Origin of the sequence: Paracoccus sp. (in: a-proteobacteria) (assembly GCF_035556475.1) — a bacterium.
GTDB lineage: Bacteria > Pseudomonadota > Alphaproteobacteria > Rhodobacterales > Rhodobacteraceae > Paracoccus.
On record NZ_DATMFA010000143.1, the window covers coordinates 16,881 to 39,471 of the forward strand.

A 22,591-nucleotide genomic window follows, 5' to 3' on the forward strand; every position below is an offset into this window, starting at 1 on the left:
AAGTATCTCTCAGCGGCCGGGACGTAGAAAGCCGGCAAAGCGGCGCTCGGCCAGTTGGACGGCCGCGACCAGAACCGCGCTCAGGGTCAGATAGATGATCGCTGCCGCCACATAGGGTTCCAGCTGGATGTAATAGTTCAGCGTGATGTTGCGCGCGACACCGGTAATCTCCATCAGGGTGACGGTGCTGGCCAGCGAGGTGGCATGCATCAGCATGATCATTTCGTTGCCATAGACCGGCAGTGTGCGGCTGAGCATGCCGGGAATGAAGATGCGCCATGCTGCCCTCAACGGCGTGAAGCCATAGGCCTGCGCGGCCTCGATCTCTCCCTTGGGAATGGCGCGCAAGCCGCCGGCAAATATCTCGGTCGTATAGGCGGCGCTGTTGAGCACAAAGACCAGCAGCGCACAGAACAGCGGGCTGGACAGCCATGGCCACAGGATTGTGCTGCGCAAAAGCTCGAACTGCGCCAGCCCGAAATAGACCAGAAACAGCTGCACCAGCAGGGGCGTCCCGCGAAAGACGGTCGTATAGGCAATGACTGACCAGCGCAGCGCAGGGCTGCGGCTGTTGCGCAGAAAGGCCAGCGGCAGCGCCAGCAGGAAAGCTATCGCCAGCGAGATCAAGCTCAGCCTGACCGTCAGCCAGGTGCCCTCGGCATAGAGGCCAAGGTTCTCGATCACCACGTCCCAGTTCATGTGCGCCCCGCGTGGTTGGTCTGCTCCAGCTGCCGCGCCAGCGCCAGCAGCCCGAAGGTCGAGGCCAGCGTCACCGCAAGATAGAACCCGCCTGCGACAAGGTAATAGGTGAAGGGCTGGCCAGTCGCCTCGGCCGCGCCCTTGGCGCGGAACATCACATCCTGCAATCCCAGGAGCGAGACCAGCGCGGTCGCCTTGACCATCACCAGCCAGTTGTTGGTGAACCCCGGCAGCGCCAGTCGCGCCAGTTGCGGCAGGGTGATGCGCCAGAAGATCCGCCAGGGATGCAGTCCATAAGCCTCTGCCGCCTCGATCTGACCGCGCGGGATGTTTTGCAGGCCGGATTTGAAGGTCTCGGACATATAGGCGCTGAAGATCACACCCAGCGTGACCATCCCGGCCCAGAAGGGCGAGAATTCGACCCAGAGCCCGCTGCCGCTCCACTCCAGAAACTGGTTAATCGCGGCTGGCAGGCTGTAGAACACCAGCAGCATCAGCACGAGATCGGGGATACCCCGGATCACGAAGTTGAAGGTCTGGATCAGCCGCACCAGCCAGCGCCGGCGCGACAGCCTGCCATAGGCCAGCACCAGTCCCAGCACCGATGACAGCACCAGTGCCCCAAGCGCCAGCAGCAGGGTCAGCACCCCCGCTGCCAGAATTGTAGAGGCAAAATCCGCGAACATTACTGCTCGAAGTATTTCTTGTTCAGTGCCTCGAGCGTCCCGTCTTCGCGGATCTTGGCCAGACCCTCGTTGACCTTTTCGACCAGTTCGCTGTTGCGCTTGCCGATGGCTATGGCGACGCCCTCGCCGAATTCGGGTGCATCCGCACCAGTCAGCTCGGGTCCGACCAACTCGTAATCCTTGCCCGCGCCGGATTTCAGGAAGGAATGCACGACCTGCGCCTGATAGCTGATATGCACATCGGCCCGGCCGCCCGTCAGTTCCAGATAGGGGGCGCTTCCTGTATCATAGCGCTTGATGGTCGACTGCGGATAGTGCGCGGTCACATAGGCATCCATCGGCGTGCCGGTCTGGACGGCAATGGTCTTGCCCGCCAGCCCCTCGGGCGAAATGTCGAGCCCGGCACCCTTTTTCGCGACGAAGCGGAAGGTCGGATGGCTGTAAATGTCGGAGAAGGCGATGACCCGGCGCCGTTTGTCCGTCACCGTCAGTTGCGAGATCAGCGCGTCGTATTTTCCGTCGATCAGGCCGGGGATCATGCCGTCCCATGCCGCATTGGCGATATTGCACTCAAGCGCAGCCGCCTTGCAGACCGCCTCCATCAGCTCGATGTCATAGCCGACCAGCTTGCCATTCGCATCGATCGACTCGAAGGGCGGAAAGGTCGCGTCGGTGGCTATGTTCAAGGGCGCGGCAAGCGCTGGGGCGGCGAGCAACGACATCGCGAGTGCCAGTTTCAGGCGGAGCATGGTGAACCTCTCTGTGTGTTCTTGTGTCAGTTTTCAGGCGCGTTCGATAAAGCGCGCCAGCCGTTCCGAGCGCGGCGCACCAAAGATCTCGGCGGGCCGGCCCTGTTCTTCGATCAGCCCGTCGCGCAAATAGATCACCTGGGTCGAGGCATGGCGGGCAAAGGCCATTTCATGTGTGACGACGATCATGGTTCGGCCTTCCTCGGCCAGCGACTGCATGACCTTCAGCACCTCGCCCACCAGCTCAGGGTCAAGGGCACTGGTCGGTTCATCGAATAGCATCACTTGCGGATCCATCGACAGCGCCCGCGCTATGGCGACCCGCTGCTGTTGGCCACCGGAAAGCTGGCCGGGATAGCGGCTCAGATGGTCGCGGCCCAGCCCGACCTTTTCCAGATTCCGGTGGGCGCGGTCCAGCGCCTCCTTGCGGTCCAGACCCAACGCCCCCATCGGCGCCTCTATCACATTGGCTAGAACGGTCATGTGCGACCACAGGCAGAAATTCTGAAAAACCATCGCCAGCCGCGACCTCATCTGCCGCAACTGCCGGGCGCTGGCGGGACGCAGCATGCCATCGGCACCCCGAACGGTCTGCAACTCCTCGCCCTCGACCACGATTCGGCCGGCATTCGGGGATTCGAGAAAATTCAGGCAGCGCAGCAGCGTGCTCTTGCCCGAACCCGACGAGCCGATGATGCTGATGACGTCGCCGGCGCTCGCAGCCAGAGAAACCCCCTTCAGCACCTCATGCGTGCCGTAGGATTTGCGTATCCCCGTTGCGGTCAGCTTGTCCATGCGTCGTCCCTTGAATTGGTCCCGAGTGAATTCACTTGTTGGCGGGGTATAGCGCAAATGATGGATTGTCATCTGATTGATGAAATATCTTCATCTTTTTTCCACTCGGGCGATGAGACAGAACATAATTATGATATTTAACAATAATATTTCGACGTGATCACGGGTTCCCTGCTGAATCCCTCAACATGTCTGCAATATGCGATATGCAAAATTCGCGACACTGCACAAAATCCGGGCGTCGTCTCCGGTTTTGATCAGTCCAGAAAGTGTTCAGCCAATGATTGACCAAATTTCTTCAAGATCCACTGCAGGAACAAGCGCACCCTTGGCCGGGCCAGGTTCTCGGGCGACACCACCACATACCAACCCCCGTTCGGGTTGATCGTATCGGCAAAGGGTCGGATCAGCGAGCCGTCACGTACGTTCATCCCGGTCAGCGTTTCGCTGGCCAGCGCGCAGCCCGCACCATGCAGTGCAAAGTCGATGGCCGCGCCCAAATCGTTGCAATAGAGGTTGCGCGTGAACAGCGAGACGTCCATCTGCCCGGCCTGCGCCAACCACCGTCGCCATTCCGAACCGTCGTCCCAATGCAGCAGGAACACGCGGCGCAGATCGGCCGGGCTGCGCAGCCCGCCGGCCGTGCCGCTCATCAGCACCGGGCTGCAAACCGGGCCGATCAGGATGTCCTCGAGCAGGATGGCGTGGAGGTCGGGCCAGTTGCCGGTGCCGAACAGGATACCGATATCGGTGTCGCCGGGATCGGGAATGGTCTGGTTCTCAGCCAGCCGGATGTGACATTCGATCTGCGGATGTTCGCTACAGAATTCCGCGATGTTGCGCGACAGCCAGCCACTGGCGAACATGGGCGGACATGTCAGATTGAGCCGGCCACCCTGCTCCTCGTTGCGTTCGGAAAGGCGCAGGACCGTGCCATAGATGTCCTGCAATGCCCCCGTCACGGTTGCGGCAAGGCTGTGGCCTGCCTCGGTCAACTGGACGCCGCGTCCGGCCTTCTCGAACAAGGCAAATCCCAACGCCGCCTCCAAGCGGCTGATCTGGTGACTGATCGCGCTGTCGCTGAGGTTCAGCTCAGCCGCCGCCTTGCCAAAATTTCCATGCCGCGCGGCCGTTTCGAAAGCGCGCAGATTGGCGAGCGGCAGGTGCCGGACGCTAGTTTTCATCTTGATCCCGGTTCACTGAATCTTCTTTTTGATTCAAACCCCGGTCGGGCATTCCTACAAGTGCGATTCCATTGGCTCAGTCTTCAACCTAGGCATAGAACCGCATCGGCAGGCTGGGCGTTCCTGAGGCCGATCGCCTCGGCCGGGTGAGGAGTGGAAGTCGGGCACGGTGCCCGATGGCATGCCGCGCCCGCCGATCCTTCCGGTCCGCGCCGCGCGCCTACTCCATGCCGCTCTCGACCAGAGCCTGCCATTTGCCGTATTCGTCGGCCATGTAGGCTTGGAACTTGGTCGCATCCCAGTCCTCGAACCTGACACCCTGATCCACGGCGAAAGCCTTGCCCTTGTCGCTCTGCATGATCTCGGCGGTCATGCGGTTCAGTGTCGCGACATCGGCGTCGCTGACGCCCGCAGGCGCGAAGAACCCGAACCATTGCGCGGCCTCGACCTCGGGGTAGCCCTTTTCGGCCGCGGCCGGAACGTCAGGAAACTCCGGGCGGCGACCCTCGCCCAGATAGAGGATGCCCTTGCCCTGCTCATCCTTGAGATAGGGGGCCGACGACCCGACCGAGCCGACATAGTAATCGGCGCGGCCCGCGATCACCTCCAGCATGGCCTCGCCCGAGGATTTCATGTGCAGGACACGCGGCTTCAGACCCAACTCGTTCGAGACCAGCGTGCCAACGAAATGCGTCGAGGACCCGACACCCGCCGTCGACATCACTACCTTGCCAACCTTGGCCTTGGCCAGAAGATCCTCCAGTGAGCTGATCCCGGCCTTGGGCGCGCCGATCACCATGAACTCGTTGAACCCCATGACCGAGATGGTCTTGAAGTCTTTGACCGGGTCAAAGCCCGCATTCGGGTTCGCCGCCGGTCCGGTCAGAAAGGACGAGCTGGAGAACAGCAGGGTCGAGCCATCGCCCGGCCCGCGCGCCACCTCGGCCGTGCCGACCACGCCGCCCGCGCCGGGCTTGTTCATCACGATCACTGGCTTGCCCAGCTTTTGCTGCATCTCATCCGCCAGAAAGCGCACGAAGGGATCGGTCGAGCCCCCCGGGTTGAATGGCACCACGATCTGGATCGTCGATTGCGAGGCGATATCAGCCCGCGCCGCGCCTCCGGCTAGCCCGAGGGCGACGCTGAGGCCCAGCAGACTGGCTTTCATCAGTTTCATTCTTTCCTCCCCTTCCGATCGCCTCCTCGCGATCGTCAAATTCCCGGTGTCCCGGTCGGGAACCATCCAGCCTCGTCCCGTGGCTCGGAGCAACTAACGGCAGGTTCTGCCCGACCAAGCTCCGGTTATGGGACGCGGTCGGGCAGCCGTTCGCACGCTAGCGGCTGACATGGATCAGCGCATCGACGCCAAGGCCACCCTTGGGCAGGGCGATGAAGGGGTTGATCTCGACGCTCTCCACCTCCGGTCCCTGTGCTGCGATGAATTGCGAGACCTTGACGATCGCCTCGGCGATGGCGTCGAGATCGGCCTTGGGCTGCCCCCTTGCACCGTCGAGGATGGCAAAACTGCGGATTGAGCCGATCATCTGAAGGGCATCCTGATGGCTGACCGGCGCCGTCCGCAGGACCGTATCCTTCAGGACCTCGGTATAGATACCGCCCAGACCGAACATCACGACCGGGCCGAAGGTCGGGTCGCGATGGGCGCCGATGATGGTCTGAGTGCCGCCCGTCACCATCTGGGCCACGGTGACACCGCGGATATCGGCCTCGGGCACAGCGTGGGCGGCGTTCCGGACGACGGTGCGGAAGGCGGCCGCAACCTCATCCGCATCCCCAAGGCTCAGCGCGACGCCGCCCACCTCGGATTTATGCGCGATCTGAGGGGATAGCACCTTCAGGACCACCGGATAGCCCATGGCCTCGGCCGCGGCGACGGCCGCCTCCGCGCTGACCGCCACTGTTTCCTGCACGAAACGCACCCCCGCCCCGGCAAGCAGCGCCTTGGATTCCGCCTCGTCGGGTGAGGCGGTCAGCGTGACTGCCTGCAAGTCGCCCATCTGCGGCACTTCAAGCGGCTGCGAGCGCCGGAATGACAACTCCGCCGCTGCGGCCAGCGCCTTGACGCAGAAGACCGGGTCCTCGAAGACCAGATAGCCAAGATCCTCAAGCTGCCGGCGGTATTCGGGCGTCGTCTGGACGCAAAGCGCAAGCTGGGTGTCAGGAAACTCGGACCGCAAGGCACGAAGAGGTTCGGCCAGCACCTCCATGTCGCGGGCATTGCGCCCGGCATTGGCAAAGAACAGCATCGCCGAGCCGAAGGGCCGGTCGCGCAGCACGCGCTCGACCGCGCGGGTCAGCATGGCACGGTCGCCGACGGTCTGGGCGGTGGTGTCGACCGGGTTCAGCCCGACGGCAAGCGGCAGTTCCTGCTGGATCGCGGCCAGCGTCGCCTCGGCCACGGGCGGCAGGCTCAGCCCGCTTTCCATCGCGGCATCGGTCGACATCACCCCAACCCCGCCCGAGACGGTGACGATGGCCAGCGACCTGTCGCGCGGCAGGACGCCCTGCGCGCAGGTATAGGTGGCATCGACCATCTCCGTCATGGTCTGGCACGAGAAGGCCCCAGCCTCGCGCAGGACCGTATCGAAGACCTGCACCGATCCGGCCAGCGCCCCGGTATGGGAGGCCGCGACGGACTGCCCTGCCTCGGTCCGCCCCGCCTTGAAGACGATGACCGGCTTTTTCATGCGGCGCGCCGTGCGCAGCGCCCGCACCAGCGCCGGGCCATTGCGGCAGCCCTCCATATATAGCATCAGCACGTCGGTATCGGGATCCTGCGCCATCCATTCAAGGCATTCGGCGGCCTGAACGTCGGCCTCGTTGCCCGTGGCGACGAACTTGGAAATGGCCATGCCCCGGCTGATCACCAGATTCTGCAGGTATGAGCCGACGGCGCCGCTCTGGCTGACCATGCCGACGCGGCCCACGGCCGGAGTGCCCCGGTCCATCGCGGTCGAGAAAGTCGAGAAGATGCGATCGGCGGTGTTGAAGGAACCCATCGCATTCGGGCCAAGAAGGCGCGCGCCCGCGTCATGGATCATCTGTATGATGCGGGCCTGCGCCGCTGCGCCCTCCTCGCCCGCCTCGGCAAAGCCCGCGCTGAACATCACGATCGAGCGGACCCCGGCGGCGCAGGCATCGGCCACCGCGGCCTCGGCCTGCCGCGCGGGCACGGCGATGATCGCCTGATCCACCTGCTCGGGGATCGCCGCGGCCGAGGGATATGCCTTCAGCCCCTGCACCTCTGCGCGGGTCGGATTGACCGGACAGACCTTCACCCCCGACTGCGCCTCGAGCATATAGCGGATCGGGCGGCCGCCGATCTTGCGCGGATCGTCCGAAGCCCCGATCACGGCGATGCTACGGGGGCGGAACAGCGCGTCCAGCCCACCGGGATTTGCGGTTGCGTTCATCTCAGTTCCTCCCTTCGGGCCAGCGCCCGCGGGGCGCGGCCAGATCCATGAAATAGCGGCGCTGCTCGGTGCTGTTGCCGAGCCAACCGATCAGGCTGAGGCAGCGTTTGACGTGCAGGCTCAGGTCGTTTTCGTCGGTGATGCCCATGGCGCCGAAAAGCTGGATGCTCTCGCGCATGATCAGCTGGGCCGTATCGTTCAGGCGTGCCCGCAACCGCGCGGCCTGCATTCCAAGCGCCGGGACGTCCAGCGGATCGGCCAGACGGGTGATACCCGCATCCAGCACCGCGCGTGCGAGGCGTTGGCGGACAAACATATCGGCAGCGCGATGTTGCAGGGCCTGAAAAGCTCCGATCGCGCGGCCGAACTGGCGGCGTGTCTTCAGATGTTCCAGGGTCAGGTCCATCATGCGGTCGACATGGCCCATCAGCTCGGCGGCGATCAGGACCGACCCCTCATCCAGCGCGCGGCGCAAGGCGGCCTCGGCTACGGCGCCACGGGCCAGAACCTCGGCCGGTGCGGCCTCAAGCTCAAGCCCGGCAAAGGGCGAGCCATCGGCGCGGAACCCCGGCGAGACCCTCACCCCCTCGGCCTCGGTGGAAACCAGCGCCAGCACCGGCTCGGCGGCATCCTGCGCGGTCACGATCAGGAAGCCCGCCCCGGCCCCCCCGGCGATCCAGCCCTTGCGTCCGGTCAGCCTGCCCTCGTGAAACCGGGTCTGCGGACGGGGGGCGGCGAATTCGGCGGGCGCCTCCTGCCAGGCAAGGGCGGTGCAAATCCGCCCCTCGCCCAATCCGGCAAGCTGATCCTCGCCGCCCCCGGCCAGCGCCAACACGCGCCCCGCGAGGTAAAGGCCGATGAACGGGTCCGAGGTGAAGGACCCCGCCAGCCCCTCCACCACCAGCGCGGCGGCGGGCAGGCCCAGCCCAAGGCCACCGGCCTCCTCCGGCAGGGCAAGACCCAGCCAGCCCTGCTCGGCCATCTCCTCGGGTGTCGAGGCGCGGGGACCGGGCAGGCTGCCGCGCCTGGCGCGGATCGCGCGCCCATCGGCATGGCGCTCGACATGGCGGGCGACGGCGTCGCGCAACATCGTCGCAGTGTCGGGATCCATCATCATCTTGCGCCCTCGTCGGATTTCGGCAGCCCGAGGACCGAGCGGGCCAGAATGTTGCGATGAACCTCGTTCGTTCCGGCAAAGATCGTGGGCGCCCGGCTCTCGTAATAGGGCGCCAGCAGGTCCGAGGCACCCTCGCCGGCCATGACCGCATCGCTGCCCGACAGTTCGAGAAGCTGTTCGGAAAGAGACTGGAAAACGCAGGTAGACCAGATCTTGAGGGCCGAGACCTCGACCCCGACCTTGCCGTCGCTGCGCACCAGATCGGCAAAACCCGCATACATGTCCTGCGCGTCCATCGTGTCGAATTCGGCCTGTGCCAGCCGGTCCCGCCAGAGCGGGTCGGACAGCAGGCCCCGCTCCTCGATCCCACGGCGCAGGGCGATCAGGACCTTCAGCGCGCGCTTCGGCGAACCGGCCCAGATCCGCTCGAACCCCAGAAGCGACCGCGCGACGGCCCAGCCCTTGTCGCGCTCGCCAAGGATGCAATCCAAGGGAACCTCGACATCGTCGAAAAAGACCTCGCAGAAATCCGGATGCCCGGACAGGTTCTCGATCGGGCGCACGGTGATGCCGGGCAGGGTCATGTCGATCAGCAGAAAGCTGATCCCCTCCTGCTTGGCGCCCGACCGGTCGGTGCGGATCAGCGCGAACATGTGGTTTGCGACATGGGCCGAGGTGGTCCAGATCTTCTGGCCGTTCACGATGATCCGGTCGCCCTCGATCCGGCCGTCGCATTGCAGGCTTGCCAGATCGGATCCCGCCGATGGTTCGGAATAGCCCTGACACCAGATATGCTCGCCCGCATGCATCCGGGGCAGGTAATGGGCTTTCTGCGCCTCGGTACCCCAGGCGATGATGGCGGGACCAAGGTTGCGCACGCCTGCGTCATGCAGCCAGGGGGTGCCCGCGGCCTCCATCACCTCGATGAAGACGAGGTGACGATCGGGAGAAAGACCCATGCCGCCATGCTCCACCGGCCAGCCCGGCGCGATCAGGTTGCGCCGGTGTAGCGCCTTGTACCAGGGCATGGTGACATCGGCCGGAAAGCGATGCGGATAATGGCGCAACCCAGGCGGGCATTTGGCCTCGATGAAATCGGTCAGCACCTGCCGGAACTCGGCCTCGGGCATGACATTCCAATCGGGCTGCATGGTCATGCTATCGTCCATGATAGACACCCGGCCGTTTTTCCAGAAATGCGCTGACGGCTTCCTTGTAGTCCTCGCTCTGGTTCAGGAAGGACTGGGTGAAGGCTTCGACATCCAGATAGGTGTCCAGATCGGCAGAGGTCGCGACCTCGAACAGATGCCGGGTCATGCCAAGGGCCAGCGTCGGCAGGGTAAGCAGGTGGCGGCAATAGGCCGCGGCTTCGTCCTCCAGGCTTGCGTCCGGAACCACCCGGCTGACCAGACCCATGCCGAAGGCTTCGTCGGCGCCGAGGATCCGGGCCGAGAAGGCCAGCTCCTTGGCGCGCAACTGACCTATATGGCGGATCAGGAAATGCACCGCCCCGCCATCTGGCGCGAGGCCGCGCTTCGAGAAGATCATGGAGAAGCGCGCCGTATCGGAGGCGATCACCACGTCCGAGGCCAGCGCAAGCGACCAGCCGAAGCCCACGGCGACGCCGCGCACGGCCGAGACGACCGGTTTCTCCAGCGCCGCCATCTCGCGCGCGACGCCGGCGACGCCGCGCTGCATCCGCGTCCGCGCGCTGCCTTGCGCGTCCTTGCCCATGCGCGAGACATCGGCGCCCGCGCAGAAATCGTCCCCCTCGCCCCGCAAAAGGATGACCCGCACCTCCGGGTCAAAGCGCAGGGCGCGTAGCATTTCGGCCATCTCGAAGCGTTCCTCGGGCGAGAGGGCATTCTTGCGGCAGGGCGTATCCAGCGTGATGCGGCCGATGCCGTCGACCTTGTCCAGACGAATGCCCATCAGAGCCCTCCCATGCGCAGCCAGGACGCGCGCTCGGCGCGGGCGGCCATCTCGGCGGCCTCAGCGGCGCGCCATTCCTGTTCAAGCTGGTCGGCGATCTCGGCCACCGGTTGCACACGGTCGATCAGGCCGATGCCCTGACCCGCGCCCCGGATGTCGCGCCAGGCCTTCGCCTCGGACCGGCCGCCTGCCTTGTAGCGGTCCTTGTCGCGGCTGGCCTCAGCCACCTCCTGCGGGTCCAGCCCAGCGGCGACGATGCTCTGGCGCAGGTAGTTCGCGGGCAGGCCGCTGAAATAAGGAGTATAAACCACGTCCTTCAGCGCCGCTTCGACCACCATGGCGCGGTAATCCTCGGGCGCGCGGCTTTCGGCGGCGGCGATGAAGCGGCTGCCCATATAGACCATGTCGGCCCCAAGGCTCAGCGCCGCGTTCAGCGCGGCCCCGGTGCCGATCGCGCCGGCAAGAACGATGGTGCCCCCAAAGATCTTGCGCACCTCGGAATAGAAAGCGAAGGGGTTGGCGGTGCCCGCATGTCCACCCGCGCCATTGCAGACGAGGATCAGGCCATCTACCCCTTGCTCCAACGCCTTTTCGGCATGGCGGATCGTGGTAACGTCGTGAAAGACCAGCCCGCCATAGCCGTGGACCGCGCGCACCAGATCGCCCGGCGGCGACAGCGAGGTCAGCAGCAGCGGCACCTTGCTGTCGACGCAGACCTGCGCATCGTGATCGAAGCGGCTGTTCGACTTGTTCGAGATCAGGTTGACGGCATAGGGGGCCGAGGGCGCATCGGGATGGCGCGCGTCATGGGCCGCCAGTTTCTCGCGGATCAGGTCCAGCCAGATCTTGAGTTCGCTTTCCGGCCGCGCGTTCAGCGAGGGGAACGAACCGACGATCCCCGCCTTGCATTGCGCCACGACCAGTTCGTGTCCCGAGACCAGAAACATGGGCGAGGCGATGACCGGCAGCCGCATGCGGCCCTTGAGGATGGCAGGCAGGGTCATGCTGTTTCCTCCAGAAGTGCATAATCCGGGGCGGAATGGCCGTCGCCCAGCAGGGCACGACCCGCATCCAGCACGGTGACACCACGCGCCTCGACCCTTGCGCGGAAAAAGGCACGATCGCCCTCCTCCCAGATCTGGAAGCGCACCGTCTCGCCCGGAAAGACCGGTCGCGAAAAGCGGCATTCGACCGAGCGGATCGCCTCGACCTCGCCTTTGGCCACCGTGGACAGAAGCGCCCGAACCGCCAGCCCATAGGTGCAGAGCCCGTGCAGGATTGGCCGGTCGAAGCCCGCCCGCGCCGCATAGGCCGGGTCGGCATGCAGCGGATTGCGGTCCCTGTTGAGACGATAGATCAACGCCTGCTCCGGCCGGGTCACCACGTCGATCTGGGCATCGGGCGCGCGGTCGGGGCAAGGGGTCGCCTGCGGAAGAAGGCCAAAGCTGCGGCCGAAGCCACCATCCGTGCGGCAGAAGGACGAGTGCAGGACCGAGGCCACCGGGGCACCGCTTTCGGCATCGAACATGGTGCGGGCGACATGGATCAGCGCGCCCCTCTCGCCCTTGTCCTCGACCGCCGCGACACGGGCGCGGGCATAAAGCCGCCCCTCGGGCTGCAACGGCTGGTGCAGGAACACCCGCTGCTCGCCATGCACGACCTTGCTGCGGGTCACGCCAAACACGGGGTCGGTGTTCCACTGGCCCGGATGGCAGAGGATCGCCGGCATGGTCGGGACCGCCTTCAGCCCGTCCTCATAGACAAGGGACAGTTCCGCAGGATCGACCGGGTCCTGCCCGAACCCCAGCGAGACCGCGTAAAGGAGCGTGTCCTTTTCCGTATAGCTCTGCTCGAGGCGGGGAAAATCCCAGGCTTCGAGCGCATCGACGTTCAGGGGCATTCCGCGCGCTCCTCAGATGGGGTCCCAGGCGATCACGTCCTTGGTCCGCTCGGCCGGGGTGAAACCCGAGGCCCAGGCGTTGGGCAGCCGCTCGGCCAGCGCCTCGACCGTCCAGCCGTCCTCGCGATGCATGGTGCGGACGGGGCGCGGCTGGCTGTAGAGATAGATCTCGTTCCCGCGCGCGCCGAATATCTGGCCGGTGATCCCCGAGGCGGCATCCGAGGAGAGGAAGGCCGCCAGCGGCGCGATCTGGTCGGCGCGGGTTTTGGTGCGGCGCTTTTCCATCTCGCGCGCCTGATCTTCAGGCGACTTACCGGGGATCGCCTCGATCATGCGGCTAAAGGCATGGGGGGCGATGCAGTTCGAGCGGACGTTGAACCGCGCCATGTCAAAGGAAATCGCGCGAGACAGCCCGACGATCCCCATCTTGGCCGTCGCATAATTGGCCTGCCCGAACGATCCGATCAGACCCGAGGTCGAGGTCATGTGGACAAAGGCCCCGCTTTCCTGCGCCTTGAAATGCGGGGCGCAGGCGTTGCTGATGTTGAAGGCACCGAACAGGTGGACACGCAGCACCGCCTCGAAATCCTCGGGCGTCATGCGGTGGAAGATCACGTCGCGCAGGATGCCGGCGCTGTGGACCGCGCCGTCGATCCGGCCGAAATTCGACAGGGCCGCATCCACCATGCCCTTTGCGCCCTCGGCGGTGGCGACGCTGTCGCCGTTCACCACGGCCTCGCCGCCCTCGGCGCGGATCAGGTCCACCACCTCCTGCGCCGGAGAGCTGTCCGTCCCTTCGCCCGTCAGCGATGCGCCCAGATCGTTCACGATGACCTTCGCCCCGTTGCGGGCGGCGCAGAGCGCGATCTCGCGCCCGACACCCCGACCCGCGCCGGTCACGAGGATGATTTTGTCTTGCAGCAGCTTAACGCTCATAGTTCGTCCAATCCGTAAGTCAGAGTGTCGCAGAATTGCCAAGGACCAGCGTGGCTTGTCCCGCCAGAACCCCGCCATTGCCGTGCGCGATGGCCGTCTCGGCCCCCGTCACCTGCCTTTCGCCGCATTCGCCGCGCAATTGCCGGGTCGCCTCGATCATGGTGAAGAGGCCGAACATGCCGGGATGGCAGTAAGAAAGGCCGCCGCCCGAGGTGTTCACCGCCAGCCGCCCGCCGGGAGCGATGGCGCCGTCCTGAACGAAGCGGCCGCCCTCGCCCTTGGGACAGAAGCCAAGATCTTCAAGGAAAAGCAGCGTGGTGATGGTGAAGGCGTCGTAAAGCTGGGCCACGTCGATCTCGGCCGCCGTCAGCCCGGACATGGCATAGGCCTGCGCCCCTGACCGGGCGGCGCCGGTAACGGTCAGGTCGGGCATCTGGCTGATCGAATGATGCTCCTGCGCCTCGCCGGTCCCGAGGATATAGACTGGGGCCTTTTTCAGCGCCGCCGCGCGATCGGCGCGCACCATGACCACGGCCGCACCGCCATCGGTCATCAGGCAGCAATCCTTCGCGCCCAACGGAGCCGAGACCATCGGCGCGCCCAGCACGTCCTCGCGCGTCAGCGGGCGGCGGTCGAAGGCGCGGGGGTTGAGCTGCGCCCATCCCCTCGCGGCCAGCGCGATGTCGGCCAGATCGCTGCGGGTGGTGCCGTGAAGATGCATGTGGCGCGCCGCCGCCAGCGCATAGCCGGTGACAGGCAGGCGGGGGCTGAACAGCCCGTCATATTCGTTCATGTCGCGCTGCGGGGTGAAGCTGCCCCGCGCGCTGCGCTGGGTCGAGCCATAGGCGATCACCGCGACATTGCAGAGACCCGCCTCAAGCGCCAGCGCGGCATGGGCGGCAAGGCTCTGGAACGAGGCACCGCCAAGATAGCTCGAGTCGAAATAGCGCGGCCGCAGGCCCAGATATTCGCACAGCGAGATCGTCGGCATCCGAAGCTGGCTTGCCGCCGCAAAGACTCCGTCCACCTCGTCAAGGCCGATGCCGCAATCGGCAAGCGCCGCCGTCACGGCCTGCCCCATCAGGTCGAGTGGCGTCGTGCCCGACGCCACCACGCCCAGATCGCTTTCCGCCACGCCCACGATCGCGCTGCCGCCGCGTTGAGGCTGTCGGGTCATTCCTGCTCCTCCCATTCAAAGGCCGGAAGCGGCGGGGCGCCATCGGCCGCGGAGGGGCGTAGGCTCAGGCGGACGCGGCGTCCAATCTCGTCAGGCTCGCCGCGTGCGCCCTCGACCGTCGACATCATGCGAAACCCTTCGTCGAGGTCGATCAGCGCTACAGGATAGGGCTCGCCCTTGACCGGATGCACCCGCGAGATTGAATGGACGCTACCCCTGCCCGCGCTGATCCGCCATTCCAGCGGCGCGCGGCCGCCATGCGGACAGACCAGACGCGGATAGAACACCGCCCGCCCGGCATCGGGGCTGAACTGATAGGCCAGACGGCCCGCGCGCAGATGGTCCTGCCACTGTTGCAGCGGCGAAGTCTCGATGATGTTCATTGTCTCCTCCGGGACCGGCTGCCGGTCTTTTCGCCCATGCCGCCCCTCTCCTCCGAAAGCAGGTTAACCGGGGGCGAGAGCGAAGCTCAACTTGGCTTATCTCACCCATGCCTGATGTTTGGTTATGCAATCACCGCCTTGCTCAGGCTCGCGTCATATGCGGCGAAGAAGTCGATCAACGCGCGGGTGAAACCAACGGGGTTCTCGATATTGACGGAATGCCCGCCATCCAGATCGGCAACCGCAAGGCTGGGCCAGCGCAGGGCGAGTTCGTGCCGGACGGGTTGAAAGATGCGCTCGTGCCGACCATTGATCAGGAGAGTCGGCACGATGGGTGCCCCGTCCCGCACGTTCCGCAGCGACAGCGACGGCATGACCTCGCCAAGGATCTGGGCATAGCTGCCAATGTCGATCCGGTCGGCGTCTGCAGCAAGCGCCTCGCGCAGGGCGGGCGGAAAGCGGTGGGCGAAACGGGGATGAAACCGCTCTCTCCGCATGGCGTCCGGGCCTTCCTGCCGGAAGGAGGCCAGCCGCGCCTGCCGGGCCGCGACTTCCTCGGGGTGGTCGTTGTCGCGCAGCACCACACGGGCATTGGTGAAGGCCTGTGCAATGACCCGGTCGGGATGCCGACGCGCATAGTTCAACGTCAGGCCCGCGCCAAAGCTCTGCCCGCAGAGGAACCAGCGCGACACGCCCAGCTCGCCACGCAGCGTCTCGAACCCGGCAATCAGGCTGTCGGCGGTGATGGTCGCGACGTCGGCCGGGGCCGGACTGCGCCCGTGTCCCGGCAGGTCGACGCGGGCCAGATTGAAATGCCGCTCCAGCTCCGGCAGGTTCGGCTCCCAATGGCGGGCGCTTGTCAGCATGCCGTGGACCAGCAGCAACCAGGGACGCCCCGCATCACTACGGCGCAGGGTGGCATGCATCATTCGGGATTCCTTTCCCAAGATTGCGGAGATGCGCGGCGCCTCATTCGTCGGCAAACATCTCGTCCCGATTCGCGCGCTGCTTGGGCATCATCATCAGGACGACCAGCAGCACCGCCGCGCAGAGCATCGCCAGCGGCAGGGGGCTGTCGATGAAGGTCATCAGCGACCCGTCCGACAGGACCAGCGCACGGGAGAAGTTCTCCTCCAGCATCGGACCCAGAACGAAGCCCAGCACAAGGGGCGCAGGCTCGAACCGCAGCACCTTCAGAAGCACCCCGAACGCCCCGAACACTGCTGTCAGATACAGGTCGAACGAAGCCAGTCCCGAGGCATAGACGCCGATGCAACTGAACATCACGATGCCGGGGAACAGCAGGCGATAGGGCACGCTCAGCAGCTTTACCCAAATGCCGACTAGCGGCAGGTTCAAGAGGACGAGCATCAGGTTGCCGATCCACATGCTGGCGATGAGCCCCCAGAACAGTTCGGGCCGCGACGAGATCACGTTCGGACCGGGCTGGATGTTGTGGATCATCAGCGCGCCAAGGATCAGCGCCATCACCGGGCTGCCCGGAATGCCCAGGGTCAGCGTAGGGATGAAAGCCGTCTGCGCCGCGGCGTTATTGGCGGATTCGGGACCGGCGACGCCTTCGATGGCGCCATGGCCAAACTCCTCGGGATTGCGCGAAACGCGCTTTTCCACGCTGTAGGAGATGAACGATGACATCGAGATCCCGGCCCCGGGCAGTACCCCCAGGATCGAGCCGATCCCCGTGCCGCGCAGGATGGGGGCCACCATGCGCCGGAAATCCTCGCGCGCTGGCCAGAGCCGGTTGATCGGGCTGGTCCGAGCATCAGGGTTCGAACGCTCGGCGAGGGTCGAGTAGATCTCGCCAAAGGCGAACAGCCCGACAGCGAGGACGATGAAGTCGATCCCGTCCCAGAGTTGCGGCAGGCCGAAGGTGAATCGTTGCAGGCCGGTGTTGGAATCCGTTCCGGCCAGTCCCAGCAGCAGGCCGACAACGACCATCGCCACCGATTTCAGCATCGACCCCGCCGCGAGGGACACCGCCCCGACCAGACCCAGCGTCATCAAGGCGAAATAGTCCTTGGGACCGAAGCCGATGGCAACCGTGGTCAGCGGCGTCGCGAAGGCGGCAATCAGCAGCGTGCCGAATGTGCCTGCCACAAAAGATCCAATCGCCGCGGTTGCAATGGCGACGCCTGCGCGTCCCCGCCGCGCCATCTGATAGCCGTCGAGAACCGTGACAGTCGAGGCCGTCTCTCCCGGCAGGCTCATCAGGATGGCCGTGGTCGACCCGCCATAGGCCGAACCGTAATAGATCCCCGCCAGCATGATCAGCGCCGAAAGCGGCTCAAGCCCATAGGTGAAGGGCAGCAGGATCGCGATGGTCGCGAGCGGTCCAAGGCCCGGCAGGACACCGATCAGCGTCCCGAGAAGCGCACCCACCAGCGCATAGCCGAGGTTCACGATGGTCCCGGCATGGCTGAAACCCAGAAGGATATTGTCCCACATGATGGTCAGCCCCCCCAGGGCCAGGCCGGAACCTGCAGGTCCAGCAGGTAGCGGAAAAGCACCACCGCAACGACGGCAAGCACAAACGCTGTGACCAGCGCGCCAAGCGGCTTCAGCAGGCGCGACGTGGCGCCGACTACGCTGATCGAGACGAAGCAAGTCAGGAACAATCCCGCCACAGGCAGCAGCAGGCCGAACAGAATGAAACCGCTTGCAACCACGCAAAGGCACCACAGGTGCCAGGGGTTCAGCCTGACGGCTTCAGCCCGCGGCGCGTTGCCGGTCGTGTCGATGCCCGACCAGACGATCCCCGCGCCGACCAGAACCAGAACTCCGCAAAGAAGCAGCGGAAAGAAGCCGGGCTCGATGCTGCCGGGACTGCCGATCCCGTAGCCCGTCGCCGCGACAGCCGCAGCGGCACCCGCAAGGATCAGCAGTCCGCCGCCGATCACATCGCGGAAATCCTTGATTGTCATATCCTCCCCCTTCCAGTCGAAACTCGGTCCGGTCCATCCCTGCCGGATCCGGCGCGGCCCCTAGGCGGGGCCGGCCATATTCAAGAGCGCATCGAGCATCACCACCCCTTCGCCCTCGGGGCGGACCTGAAGCGGGTTGATCTCGGCCTCGGCGACCCGAGGCGACAGGGCCAGCCGCGAGACTGCGACGACCGTATGGGCCAGCGCCTCAAGGTCGCCTTTCGGGCGGTTGCGATAGCCCGAAAGCAGGGCGAAGCCCTTGACCTCGGCGATCATGGCATGCGCTGTCGCAAGATCGACAGGTGCCGGGCGGATCGCGCTGTCGCGATAGATCTCGGTCATCACGCCGCCCATGGCCAGCGTCACGATCGGCCCCGCCGCCGGGTCACGAGTCACGCCGACCAGCGCCTCGCCCAGACCGACGCACATCTCCTGAAGAAGGATGCCTGTCAGGCGGAATCCCGGCCGATGCAGGCTGGCCGAGGCCTTCATCTCGGCGATCGCCCGCACCAGCGCGGCGCGGTCGGCAACGCCGATACGGATTGCGCCCGCCTCGGTCTTGTGCGGCAGATCGGGCGAGATCAGCTTGGCCACCACCGGCCAGCCAAGGCCAAGGTCCTGCGGCACTTCCGCATCGGGGGTCAGCACGCCCTGCCGTGGCCCCGCGACCCCCAGCGAGCGCATTATTTGGGCCGAGGCGACCTCGTCCTGCGTGCCCGTGGGTAATGCGGCAATCAGCGCCGCACTTTCGGTGGATAGCGGCGCGGTCTCAACCGGGGCCGGCGGCGGATCAAGCAGCAGTGCCACCGCCTCGGCGCAGGTGCCGACGCTGCGAAAGGCCGGCACTCCACCCGCGGCGAGCATGTCCAACCCTTCGGGCGCATGGGGCAAGGGAAAGGCCAGCACGGGCGCGGCGCCGGGCGCGCCCTCGGCCCGGGCATCGACGATGGGGGCGACCGCCAGTTCGGGATTGAACTGCGCCGAAGACCCGATCACCACCAGCAGAAGCCCGGTTTCGGGATCAGCGGTCAGGGTGCTGACCACCTCCTTCATCGCCTCGTAACGGGTGCCGGCCAGCGTCACGTCGACCAGCTTTCCATGCCCGAGGGGGATGCCCTTCGCCGCCAGCGCCTGACGCGAGGCGTCGGACAGCCCCGCGATCTCGACGCCGCGAAGGGCAAGCTGATCGACGACCATCGCCCCGCCCCCGCCCGTGGTCGAGACCACGGTGACGGCGCGCGGACGTCCCTCAACTGGCGCCACCTGCGCCAAGGTCGATGCCACTGGAATCAACGCCTCGAACGCCTCGACCTCGCGGATGCCGACCGACCGGAGGAAGGCCGAAACAGCACGCGCCGAACCGGTCAAAGCCCCGGTATGGGACACCGAAAGCGCCCGCGCCTCCTCGCTGCGCCCGATCACATAGGCCACGACGGGCTTGCCCCGCTCGCGCGCGCCGCGGGCAAATTCCGCCAGCTCCTCCCGGTCGCGGATGGTTTCCAGAAACAGGATGAAGCCGTCGGTTCCCGGATCGTCCAACAGAAACCGGCCCAACCGCCCGACGCCCGCGCCCGCCTCGTTCCCGGTCGAGACGAGGGCCGAGAACCCGATCCCCTGCGCCTCGCCGCGCGACAGCATGGTGCCGATGACGCTGCCGCTTTGCGACAGCACCGCCAGCCGCCCCTTGCGGATGGTGTCCGCGCGGAAAGCGGCGTTGGTGGTGCAGATGAAATCTTGCGCGGTGGCGACAACGCCGGTCGAGTTGGGGCCGATCAGCAGGATCCCTGCCTCGTCGGCGATGCGGACCAACCGCTCCTGCCGAGCGCGCCCCTCCTCGCCCGCCTCAGCGAAACCGTCGGCAAGGACCGAGACCACCTTGACGCCGGCCCGCGCGCAATCCTCCATCGCCTCGATGGCGGGGTCGGCGTTCAGCAGGATATAGGCGTGATCGACCCCGTCCGGAATGTCCGAGACGCGCTTCCACGCCTTAAGCCCGCCGATCTCGTCACGGGTCGGATTGACCGGATAGATCCTGCCGCGCCAGCCATTCGCCTGCAGGAAATCCAGAGGTCGCGCGGTCAGCTTTCCAACTGATCCCGAAACCCCGATCAGGGCCACGCTGTCAGGCGCGATCAGCGCCTTCAGCAACATTGCATCACCATGGTCCTTCACCTGATCGCCCCGCGTTGATCGAAACGGCGCTCGAAAATGCCTTCGGCGATCCGGTTACGCAAGATCTCGAGCGAGCCGCCGGCGATCATCCACCCACGGGTTCGCCGCAGGCAGTATTGCGCAGTGCTTTCTTCCGAGAAGCCCAGCCCGCCCATGATCTGCACGGCCTCGTTCGCGGCAAAGAAACCCGCCTCGTTGCAGGCGAGCTTCGCCAGTGCGGTTTCCTGCGCCGAGGGCAGGCCGTCCAGGTTGTCGGCCGCATTCACCGCTGCCCGCATCAACAGAAGTTCGGCCGAGGTCAGTTTCATCTCCATATCGGCGAATTTCCATTGCAGGCCCTGGAACTCGGCCAGTGGACGACCGAACTGCTTGCGCACCAGCGCATGTTCGCGCGCCAGATTGAAGGCATGCCGCCCGACCGCGACGGCCCGTGCCGAATTTCCCAGCCGCTCGACGTTGAAACCGGAGATCTGCTTTTTGAAGCCGCCCTCTCCCAGCAGAACATTTTCCTTGGGGATATAGACGTTGTCGAAAAACAGCGCCGACCAGGATTCGCCGTTCATGAACTCCGACGGGGTGCCGATGGTCACGCCTTCCATGCCGCGTTCCACCAGGACCGAGCCGATGCCCGAGGTTCCGGGACCGAAGCGGGCATAGATGAGGTAGACCCCGGCCTCGACGCTGTTCGTGCCAAAGATCTTGGCCCCGTTCAGCCGCCAGCCATCGCCATCAGCGCGCAGCGACGAGGCAAGCTCGGTCACGGCGGAACCGGCGTCGGGCTCCGACATGCCAAGCGAAATCAGAGACTTGCCCGAAAGCAGATCAGGCAAGAAGCGCTGCTTCTGCGCGGGCGTGGCATATTCGACAAAGGTGCGGATCGGGCCGAAGGTGCAAGCTTGGATCACGTCGCCCGATTTTGGGCAGACCTCGGCCACGGCCCGGATGGCCAGCACCGCATCGACAAGCGATCCCCCCGCCCCGCCATCGGCCTCGGGGAAGGTGATGCCCAAAAGGCCCATATCGGCAAACTTGCGCGCCACGTCCCAGGGGTATTCCTTGGCAACCGCCCGGCGCGCCGCGCCCTCGGCCAGTTCCGCCCGGGCAAATTTCCGGACCGAGTCGAAATAAAGCTGCTGTTCTTGGTTTAGCTTGAAGTCCATGTGATCGCTCAGCCCCTCCGCACTGATCAATCACATTTTGACGCAAGTCGATGGCCGCGATAACGATGCTTCTGGTCTAGCATGGGAAACCAAAGGTTATGGCAGAGGAGTATCGCAACCTCCCCCTCAACCCGCTGCGCGCCTTTGCGGTCGCGGCGCAGTATCACACCTTCACCGCCGCGGCGAACCATATGGGCATCAGCCAGGTCGCGATCAGTCGGCAGATCGCCATTCTCGAGGGTTATCTGGGCGTGAAGCTGTTCGAGAGGCGCGCCCGCTCGGTGAAACTGACCGAGGTGGGCAAGTCCTTCAGCCGCGAGATCATCGGCCTATTCCACGACCTCGACATGGCGACGCATCGCATCCTGCAGAACGAACGGGACATGGTGGTGCATCTGCGGATCTATCCCACGCTGGTCCATTACTGGCTTTCACCACGGCTGTCGCGCTTCTACGACGCCTATCCGGGTCATTCGGTGCGTCTGGACACCGCCGTCCAACCCCTCGACTTTCGCGGCACCCATCTGGATCTGGCGTTCCAGCTTGGTCAGGGCGATTGGGGCGACGCACGCAGCCGCCGCCTTTTCGACGAGCGGATCGACGTCGTGTGCAGCCCCGCCTATGCCGAGCGCTTCGACGGCTTCCTTCCCCCCCGCGATCTGGAGCAGGCGACCCTGCTTCATGCCAAATACCGGCGCCGGGAATGGGATCTCTGGGCCGAGGCTTCGGGCCACGCATTGCCGGGCGGGCCGGGTATGATCTTCGAAAGTTCGCTGCTTGCCTATGGCGCCGCGCGCGACGGGCTGGGGCTGGCGATCGGACAGATCGACATCCTGCAGGACGAGTTGGAAAGCGGCCGTCTGATCCGGCCCTTCCAGCATCCGGTGAAGACCGGAAATTCCTTCTATCTGGTCTGGCCGACGCTGAAATCGGTCGCGACACCTACCCGGCATTTCATCGACTGGCTGCTGACGATCAGCGACCAGCCGCGAGAGTTCTTCAAGCGGGCGCAGGATTAGCCCTGGCTGTGGATCCCAGCAATCCGGTGGATCGGATTAACGGCCATCCCGAAGGCAGCAAAACCCTTACGGGACTTGTCCCGCCTTTCTTACACTTACTTTCAGGAATCCATAGAGTGGCGAACCCCAGTTGCAATTTCGCCTCTGATATAAAATCAGCGGGTTGCCTAGGGTCCAGACTCATTGAGTTTCGGAGCCAGAACAAGACGGTTGCGGCTAGCAAGATCGCAGAGAAGAAGGTTTCCGGGCACCGGTCGTATCGGGTCGCGACGCGCCGCCAATCCTTCAGGCGGCCGAACATGATCT

The 22,591-nt window shown here is 65.2% G+C and carries 21 protein-coding genes and 1 pseudogene; 1 reads left to right on the forward strand and 21 read right to left on the reverse strand.

What is annotated here, in order from left to right; genetic code table 11:
• Positions 1–9: 9 nt before the first annotated feature.
• The 20 genes from VNQ78_RS20075 to VNQ78_RS20170 form a co-directional block, all read right to left on the reverse strand.
• Positions 10–699 carry an ABC transporter permease subunit gene (locus VNQ78_RS20075; protein ID WP_325693344.1) on the reverse strand — a complete coding sequence of 230 codons (690 nt, stop codon included), beginning with the start codon at positions 697–699 and terminating at the stop codon, positions 10–12.
• Positions 696–1,385, reverse strand: a complete 690-nt coding sequence (locus tag VNQ78_RS20080; RefSeq protein ID WP_325693350.1) for an ABC transporter permease subunit — start codon at positions 1,383–1,385, stop codon at positions 696–698. The genes VNQ78_RS20075 and VNQ78_RS20080 overlap by 4 nt, the downstream gene beginning before the upstream one ends.
• Entirely contained in the window at positions 1,385–2,134 is a 750-nt protein-coding gene (locus VNQ78_RS20085; protein WP_325693356.1) for a transporter substrate-binding domain-containing protein, read from the reverse strand. The genes VNQ78_RS20080 and VNQ78_RS20085 overlap by 1 nt, the downstream gene beginning before the upstream one ends.
• Positions 2,135–2,167: 33 nt before the next feature.
• Positions 2,168–2,929, reverse strand: a complete 762-nt coding sequence (locus VNQ78_RS20090; protein ID WP_325693362.1) for an ATP-binding cassette domain-containing protein — start codon at positions 2,927–2,929, stop codon at positions 2,168–2,170.
• Positions 2,930–3,186: 257 nt separating this feature from the next.
• Positions 3,187–4,113 carry a LysR substrate-binding domain-containing protein gene (locus VNQ78_RS20095; protein ID WP_325693368.1) on the reverse strand — a complete coding sequence of 309 codons (927 nt, stop codon included), beginning with the start codon at positions 4,111–4,113 and terminating at the stop codon, positions 3,187–3,189.
• Positions 4,114–4,333: 220 nt separating this feature from the next.
• Positions 4,334–5,290 (reverse strand): tripartite tricarboxylate transporter substrate binding protein, encoded by a 957-nt coding sequence (locus VNQ78_RS20100; RefSeq protein ID WP_325693373.1) that lies wholly within the window; start codon positions 5,288–5,290, stop codon positions 4,334–4,336.
• A 157-nt stretch (positions 5,291–5,447) separates the two neighbouring features.
• Positions 5,448–7,547 carry an acetate--CoA ligase family protein gene (locus VNQ78_RS20105; protein ID WP_325693379.1) on the reverse strand — a complete coding sequence of 700 codons (2,100 nt, stop codon included), beginning with the start codon at positions 7,545–7,547 and terminating at the stop codon, positions 5,448–5,450.
• 1 nt (position 7,548) lies between these two features.
• The gene (locus VNQ78_RS20110; protein WP_325693385.1) at positions 7,549–8,664 is read right to left on the reverse strand and encodes an acyl-CoA dehydrogenase family protein; all 1,116 of its coding nucleotides are present in this window, start codon (positions 8,662–8,664) and stop codon (positions 7,549–7,551) included.
• Positions 8,661–9,821 carry an acyl-CoA dehydrogenase family protein gene (locus VNQ78_RS20115; protein ID WP_325693388.1) on the reverse strand — a complete coding sequence of 387 codons (1,161 nt, stop codon included), beginning with the start codon at positions 9,819–9,821 and terminating at the stop codon, positions 8,661–8,663. Before VNQ78_RS20115 ends, VNQ78_RS20110 begins: the two co-directional genes overlap by 4 nt.
• Before the next feature lies 1 nt (position 9,822).
• Complete coding sequence (locus VNQ78_RS20120; protein ID WP_325693392.1) at positions 9,823–10,596, reverse strand: enoyl-CoA hydratase/isomerase family protein; 774 nt, start codon at positions 10,594–10,596, stop codon at positions 9,823–9,825.
• Complete coding sequence (locus VNQ78_RS20125) at positions 10,596–11,600, reverse strand: nitronate monooxygenase family protein (protein ID WP_325693397.1); 1,005 nt, start codon at positions 11,598–11,600, stop codon at positions 10,596–10,598. Before VNQ78_RS20125 ends, VNQ78_RS20120 begins: the two co-directional genes overlap by 1 nt.
• On the reverse strand, positions 11,597–12,496 hold the full coding sequence (locus VNQ78_RS20130) for a MaoC/PaaZ C-terminal domain-containing protein (RefSeq protein ID WP_325693403.1): 900 nt from the start codon (positions 12,494–12,496) through the stop codon (positions 11,597–11,599). Before VNQ78_RS20130 ends, VNQ78_RS20125 begins: the two co-directional genes overlap by 4 nt.
• 12 nt (positions 12,497–12,508) lie before the next feature.
• Positions 12,509–13,432: an SDR family oxidoreductase gene (locus tag VNQ78_RS20135; RefSeq protein ID WP_325693407.1), complete on the reverse strand. Its 924-nt coding sequence runs from the start codon at positions 13,430–13,432 to the stop codon at positions 12,509–12,511.
• A gap of 19 nt (positions 13,433–13,451) precedes the next feature.
• Complete coding sequence (locus VNQ78_RS20140) at positions 13,452–14,609, reverse strand: acetyl-CoA acetyltransferase (protein ID WP_325693411.1); 1,158 nt, start codon at positions 14,607–14,609, stop codon at positions 13,452–13,454.
• Complete coding sequence (locus VNQ78_RS20145) at positions 14,606–14,992, reverse strand: Zn-ribbon domain-containing OB-fold protein (protein ID WP_325693414.1); 387 nt, start codon at positions 14,990–14,992, stop codon at positions 14,606–14,608. The genes VNQ78_RS20140 and VNQ78_RS20145 overlap by 4 nt, the downstream gene beginning before the upstream one ends.
• Positions 14,993–15,114: 122 nt before the next feature.
• Complete coding sequence (locus VNQ78_RS20150) at positions 15,115–15,921, reverse strand: alpha/beta hydrolase (RefSeq protein WP_325693416.1); 807 nt, start codon at positions 15,919–15,921, stop codon at positions 15,115–15,117.
• Positions 15,922–15,961: 40 nt separating this feature from the next.
• A complete protein-coding gene (locus VNQ78_RS20155) occupies positions 15,962–17,458 on the reverse strand; it encodes a tripartite tricarboxylate transporter permease (RefSeq protein WP_325693419.1) in 1,497 nt (498 codons plus the stop codon).
• 5 nt (positions 17,459–17,463) lie between these two features.
• The gene (locus VNQ78_RS20160; protein ID WP_325693422.1) at positions 17,464–17,934 is read right to left on the reverse strand and encodes a tripartite tricarboxylate transporter TctB family protein; all 471 of its coding nucleotides are present in this window, start codon (positions 17,932–17,934) and stop codon (positions 17,464–17,466) included.
• A 60-nt stretch (positions 17,935–17,994) separates the two neighbouring features.
• Positions 17,995–20,106 (reverse strand): acetate--CoA ligase family protein, encoded by a 2,112-nt coding sequence (locus VNQ78_RS20165; RefSeq protein WP_325693425.1) that lies wholly within the window; start codon positions 20,104–20,106, stop codon positions 17,995–17,997.
• A complete protein-coding gene (locus tag VNQ78_RS20170) occupies positions 20,103–21,266 on the reverse strand; it encodes an acyl-CoA dehydrogenase (RefSeq protein WP_325693428.1) in 1,164 nt (387 codons plus the stop codon). Before VNQ78_RS20170 ends, VNQ78_RS20165 begins: the two co-directional genes overlap by 4 nt.
• 98 nt (positions 21,267–21,364) lie before the next feature.
• Between VNQ78_RS20170 and VNQ78_RS20175 the strand changes: the two genes are divergently transcribed.
• On the forward strand, positions 21,365–22,285 hold the full coding sequence (locus VNQ78_RS20175) for a LysR substrate-binding domain-containing protein (protein ID WP_325693433.1): 921 nt from the start codon (positions 21,365–21,367) through the stop codon (positions 22,283–22,285).
• 193 nt (positions 22,286–22,478) lie between these two features.
• Here VNQ78_RS20175 and VNQ78_RS20180 read toward each other — a convergent pair.
• A pseudogene (locus tag VNQ78_RS20180) lies at positions 22,479–22,591 on the reverse strand (IS5/IS1182 family transposase); the annotation flags it as partial.

Bases quoted from the DNA above. Each gene is read 5' to 3' on its own strand.
- VNQ78_RS20150 (WP_325693416.1), bottom strand. From the start codon at position 15,921: ATGATGCATGCCACCCTGCGCCGTAGTGATGCGGGGCGTCCCTGGTTG.
- VNQ78_RS20075 (WP_325693344.1), bottom strand. From the start codon at position 699: ATGAACTGGGACGTGGTGATCGAGAACCTTGGCCTCTATGCCGAGGGC.
- VNQ78_RS20145 (WP_325693414.1), bottom strand. From the start codon at position 14,992: ATGAACATCATCGAGACTTCGCCGCTGCAACAGTGGCAGGACCATCTG.
- VNQ78_RS20170 (WP_325693428.1), bottom strand. From the start codon at position 21,266: ATGGACTTCAAGCTAAACCAAGAACAGCAGCTTTATTTCGACTCGGTC.
- VNQ78_RS20110 (WP_325693385.1), bottom strand. From the start codon at position 8,664: ATGATGATGGATCCCGACACTGCGACGATGTTGCGCGACGCCGTCGCC.
- VNQ78_RS20095 (WP_325693368.1), bottom strand. From the start codon at position 4,113: ATGAAAACTAGCGTCCGGCACCTGCCGCTCGCCAATCTGCGCGCTTTC.
- VNQ78_RS20140 (WP_325693411.1), bottom strand. From the start codon at position 14,609: ATGACCCGACAGCCTCAACGCGGCGGCAGCGCGATCGTGGGCGTGGCG.
- VNQ78_RS20130 (WP_325693403.1), bottom strand. From the start codon at position 12,496: ATGCCCCTGAACGTCGATGCGCTCGAAGCCTGGGATTTTCCCCGCCTC.
- VNQ78_RS20090 (WP_325693362.1), bottom strand. From the start codon at position 2,929: ATGGACAAGCTGACCGCAACGGGGATACGCAAATCCTACGGCACGCAT.
- VNQ78_RS20125 (WP_325693397.1), bottom strand. From the start codon at position 11,600: ATGACCCTGCCTGCCATCCTCAAGGGCCGCATGCGGCTGCCGGTCATC.
- VNQ78_RS20120 (WP_325693392.1), bottom strand. From the start codon at position 10,596: ATGGGCATTCGTCTGGACAAGGTCGACGGCATCGGCCGCATCACGCTG.
- VNQ78_RS20175 (WP_325693433.1), top strand. From the start codon at position 21,365: ATGGCAGAGGAGTATCGCAACCTCCCCCTCAACCCGCTGCGCGCCTTT.
- VNQ78_RS20160 (WP_325693422.1), bottom strand. From the start codon at position 17,934: ATGACAATCAAGGATTTCCGCGATGTGATCGGCGGCGGACTGCTGATC.
- VNQ78_RS20135 (WP_325693407.1), bottom strand. From the start codon at position 13,432: ATGAGCGTTAAGCTGCTGCAAGACAAAATCATCCTCGTGACCGGCGCG.
- VNQ78_RS20080 (WP_325693350.1), bottom strand. From the start codon at position 1,385: ATGTTCGCGGATTTTGCCTCTACAATTCTGGCAGCGGGGGTGCTGACC.
- VNQ78_RS20115 (WP_325693388.1), bottom strand. From the start codon at position 9,821: ATGACCATGCAGCCCGATTGGAATGTCATGCCCGAGGCCGAGTTCCGG.
- VNQ78_RS20105 (WP_325693379.1), bottom strand. From the start codon at position 7,547: ATGAACGCAACCGCAAATCCCGGTGGGCTGGACGCGCTGTTCCGCCCC.
- VNQ78_RS20100 (WP_325693373.1), bottom strand. From the start codon at position 5,290: ATGAAACTGATGAAAGCCAGTCTGCTGGGCCTCAGCGTCGCCCTCGGG.
- VNQ78_RS20155 (WP_325693419.1), bottom strand. From the start codon at position 17,458: ATGTGGGACAATATCCTTCTGGGTTTCAGCCATGCCGGGACCATCGTG.
- VNQ78_RS20085 (WP_325693356.1), bottom strand. From the start codon at position 2,134: ATGCTCCGCCTGAAACTGGCACTCGCGATGTCGTTGCTCGCCGCCCCA.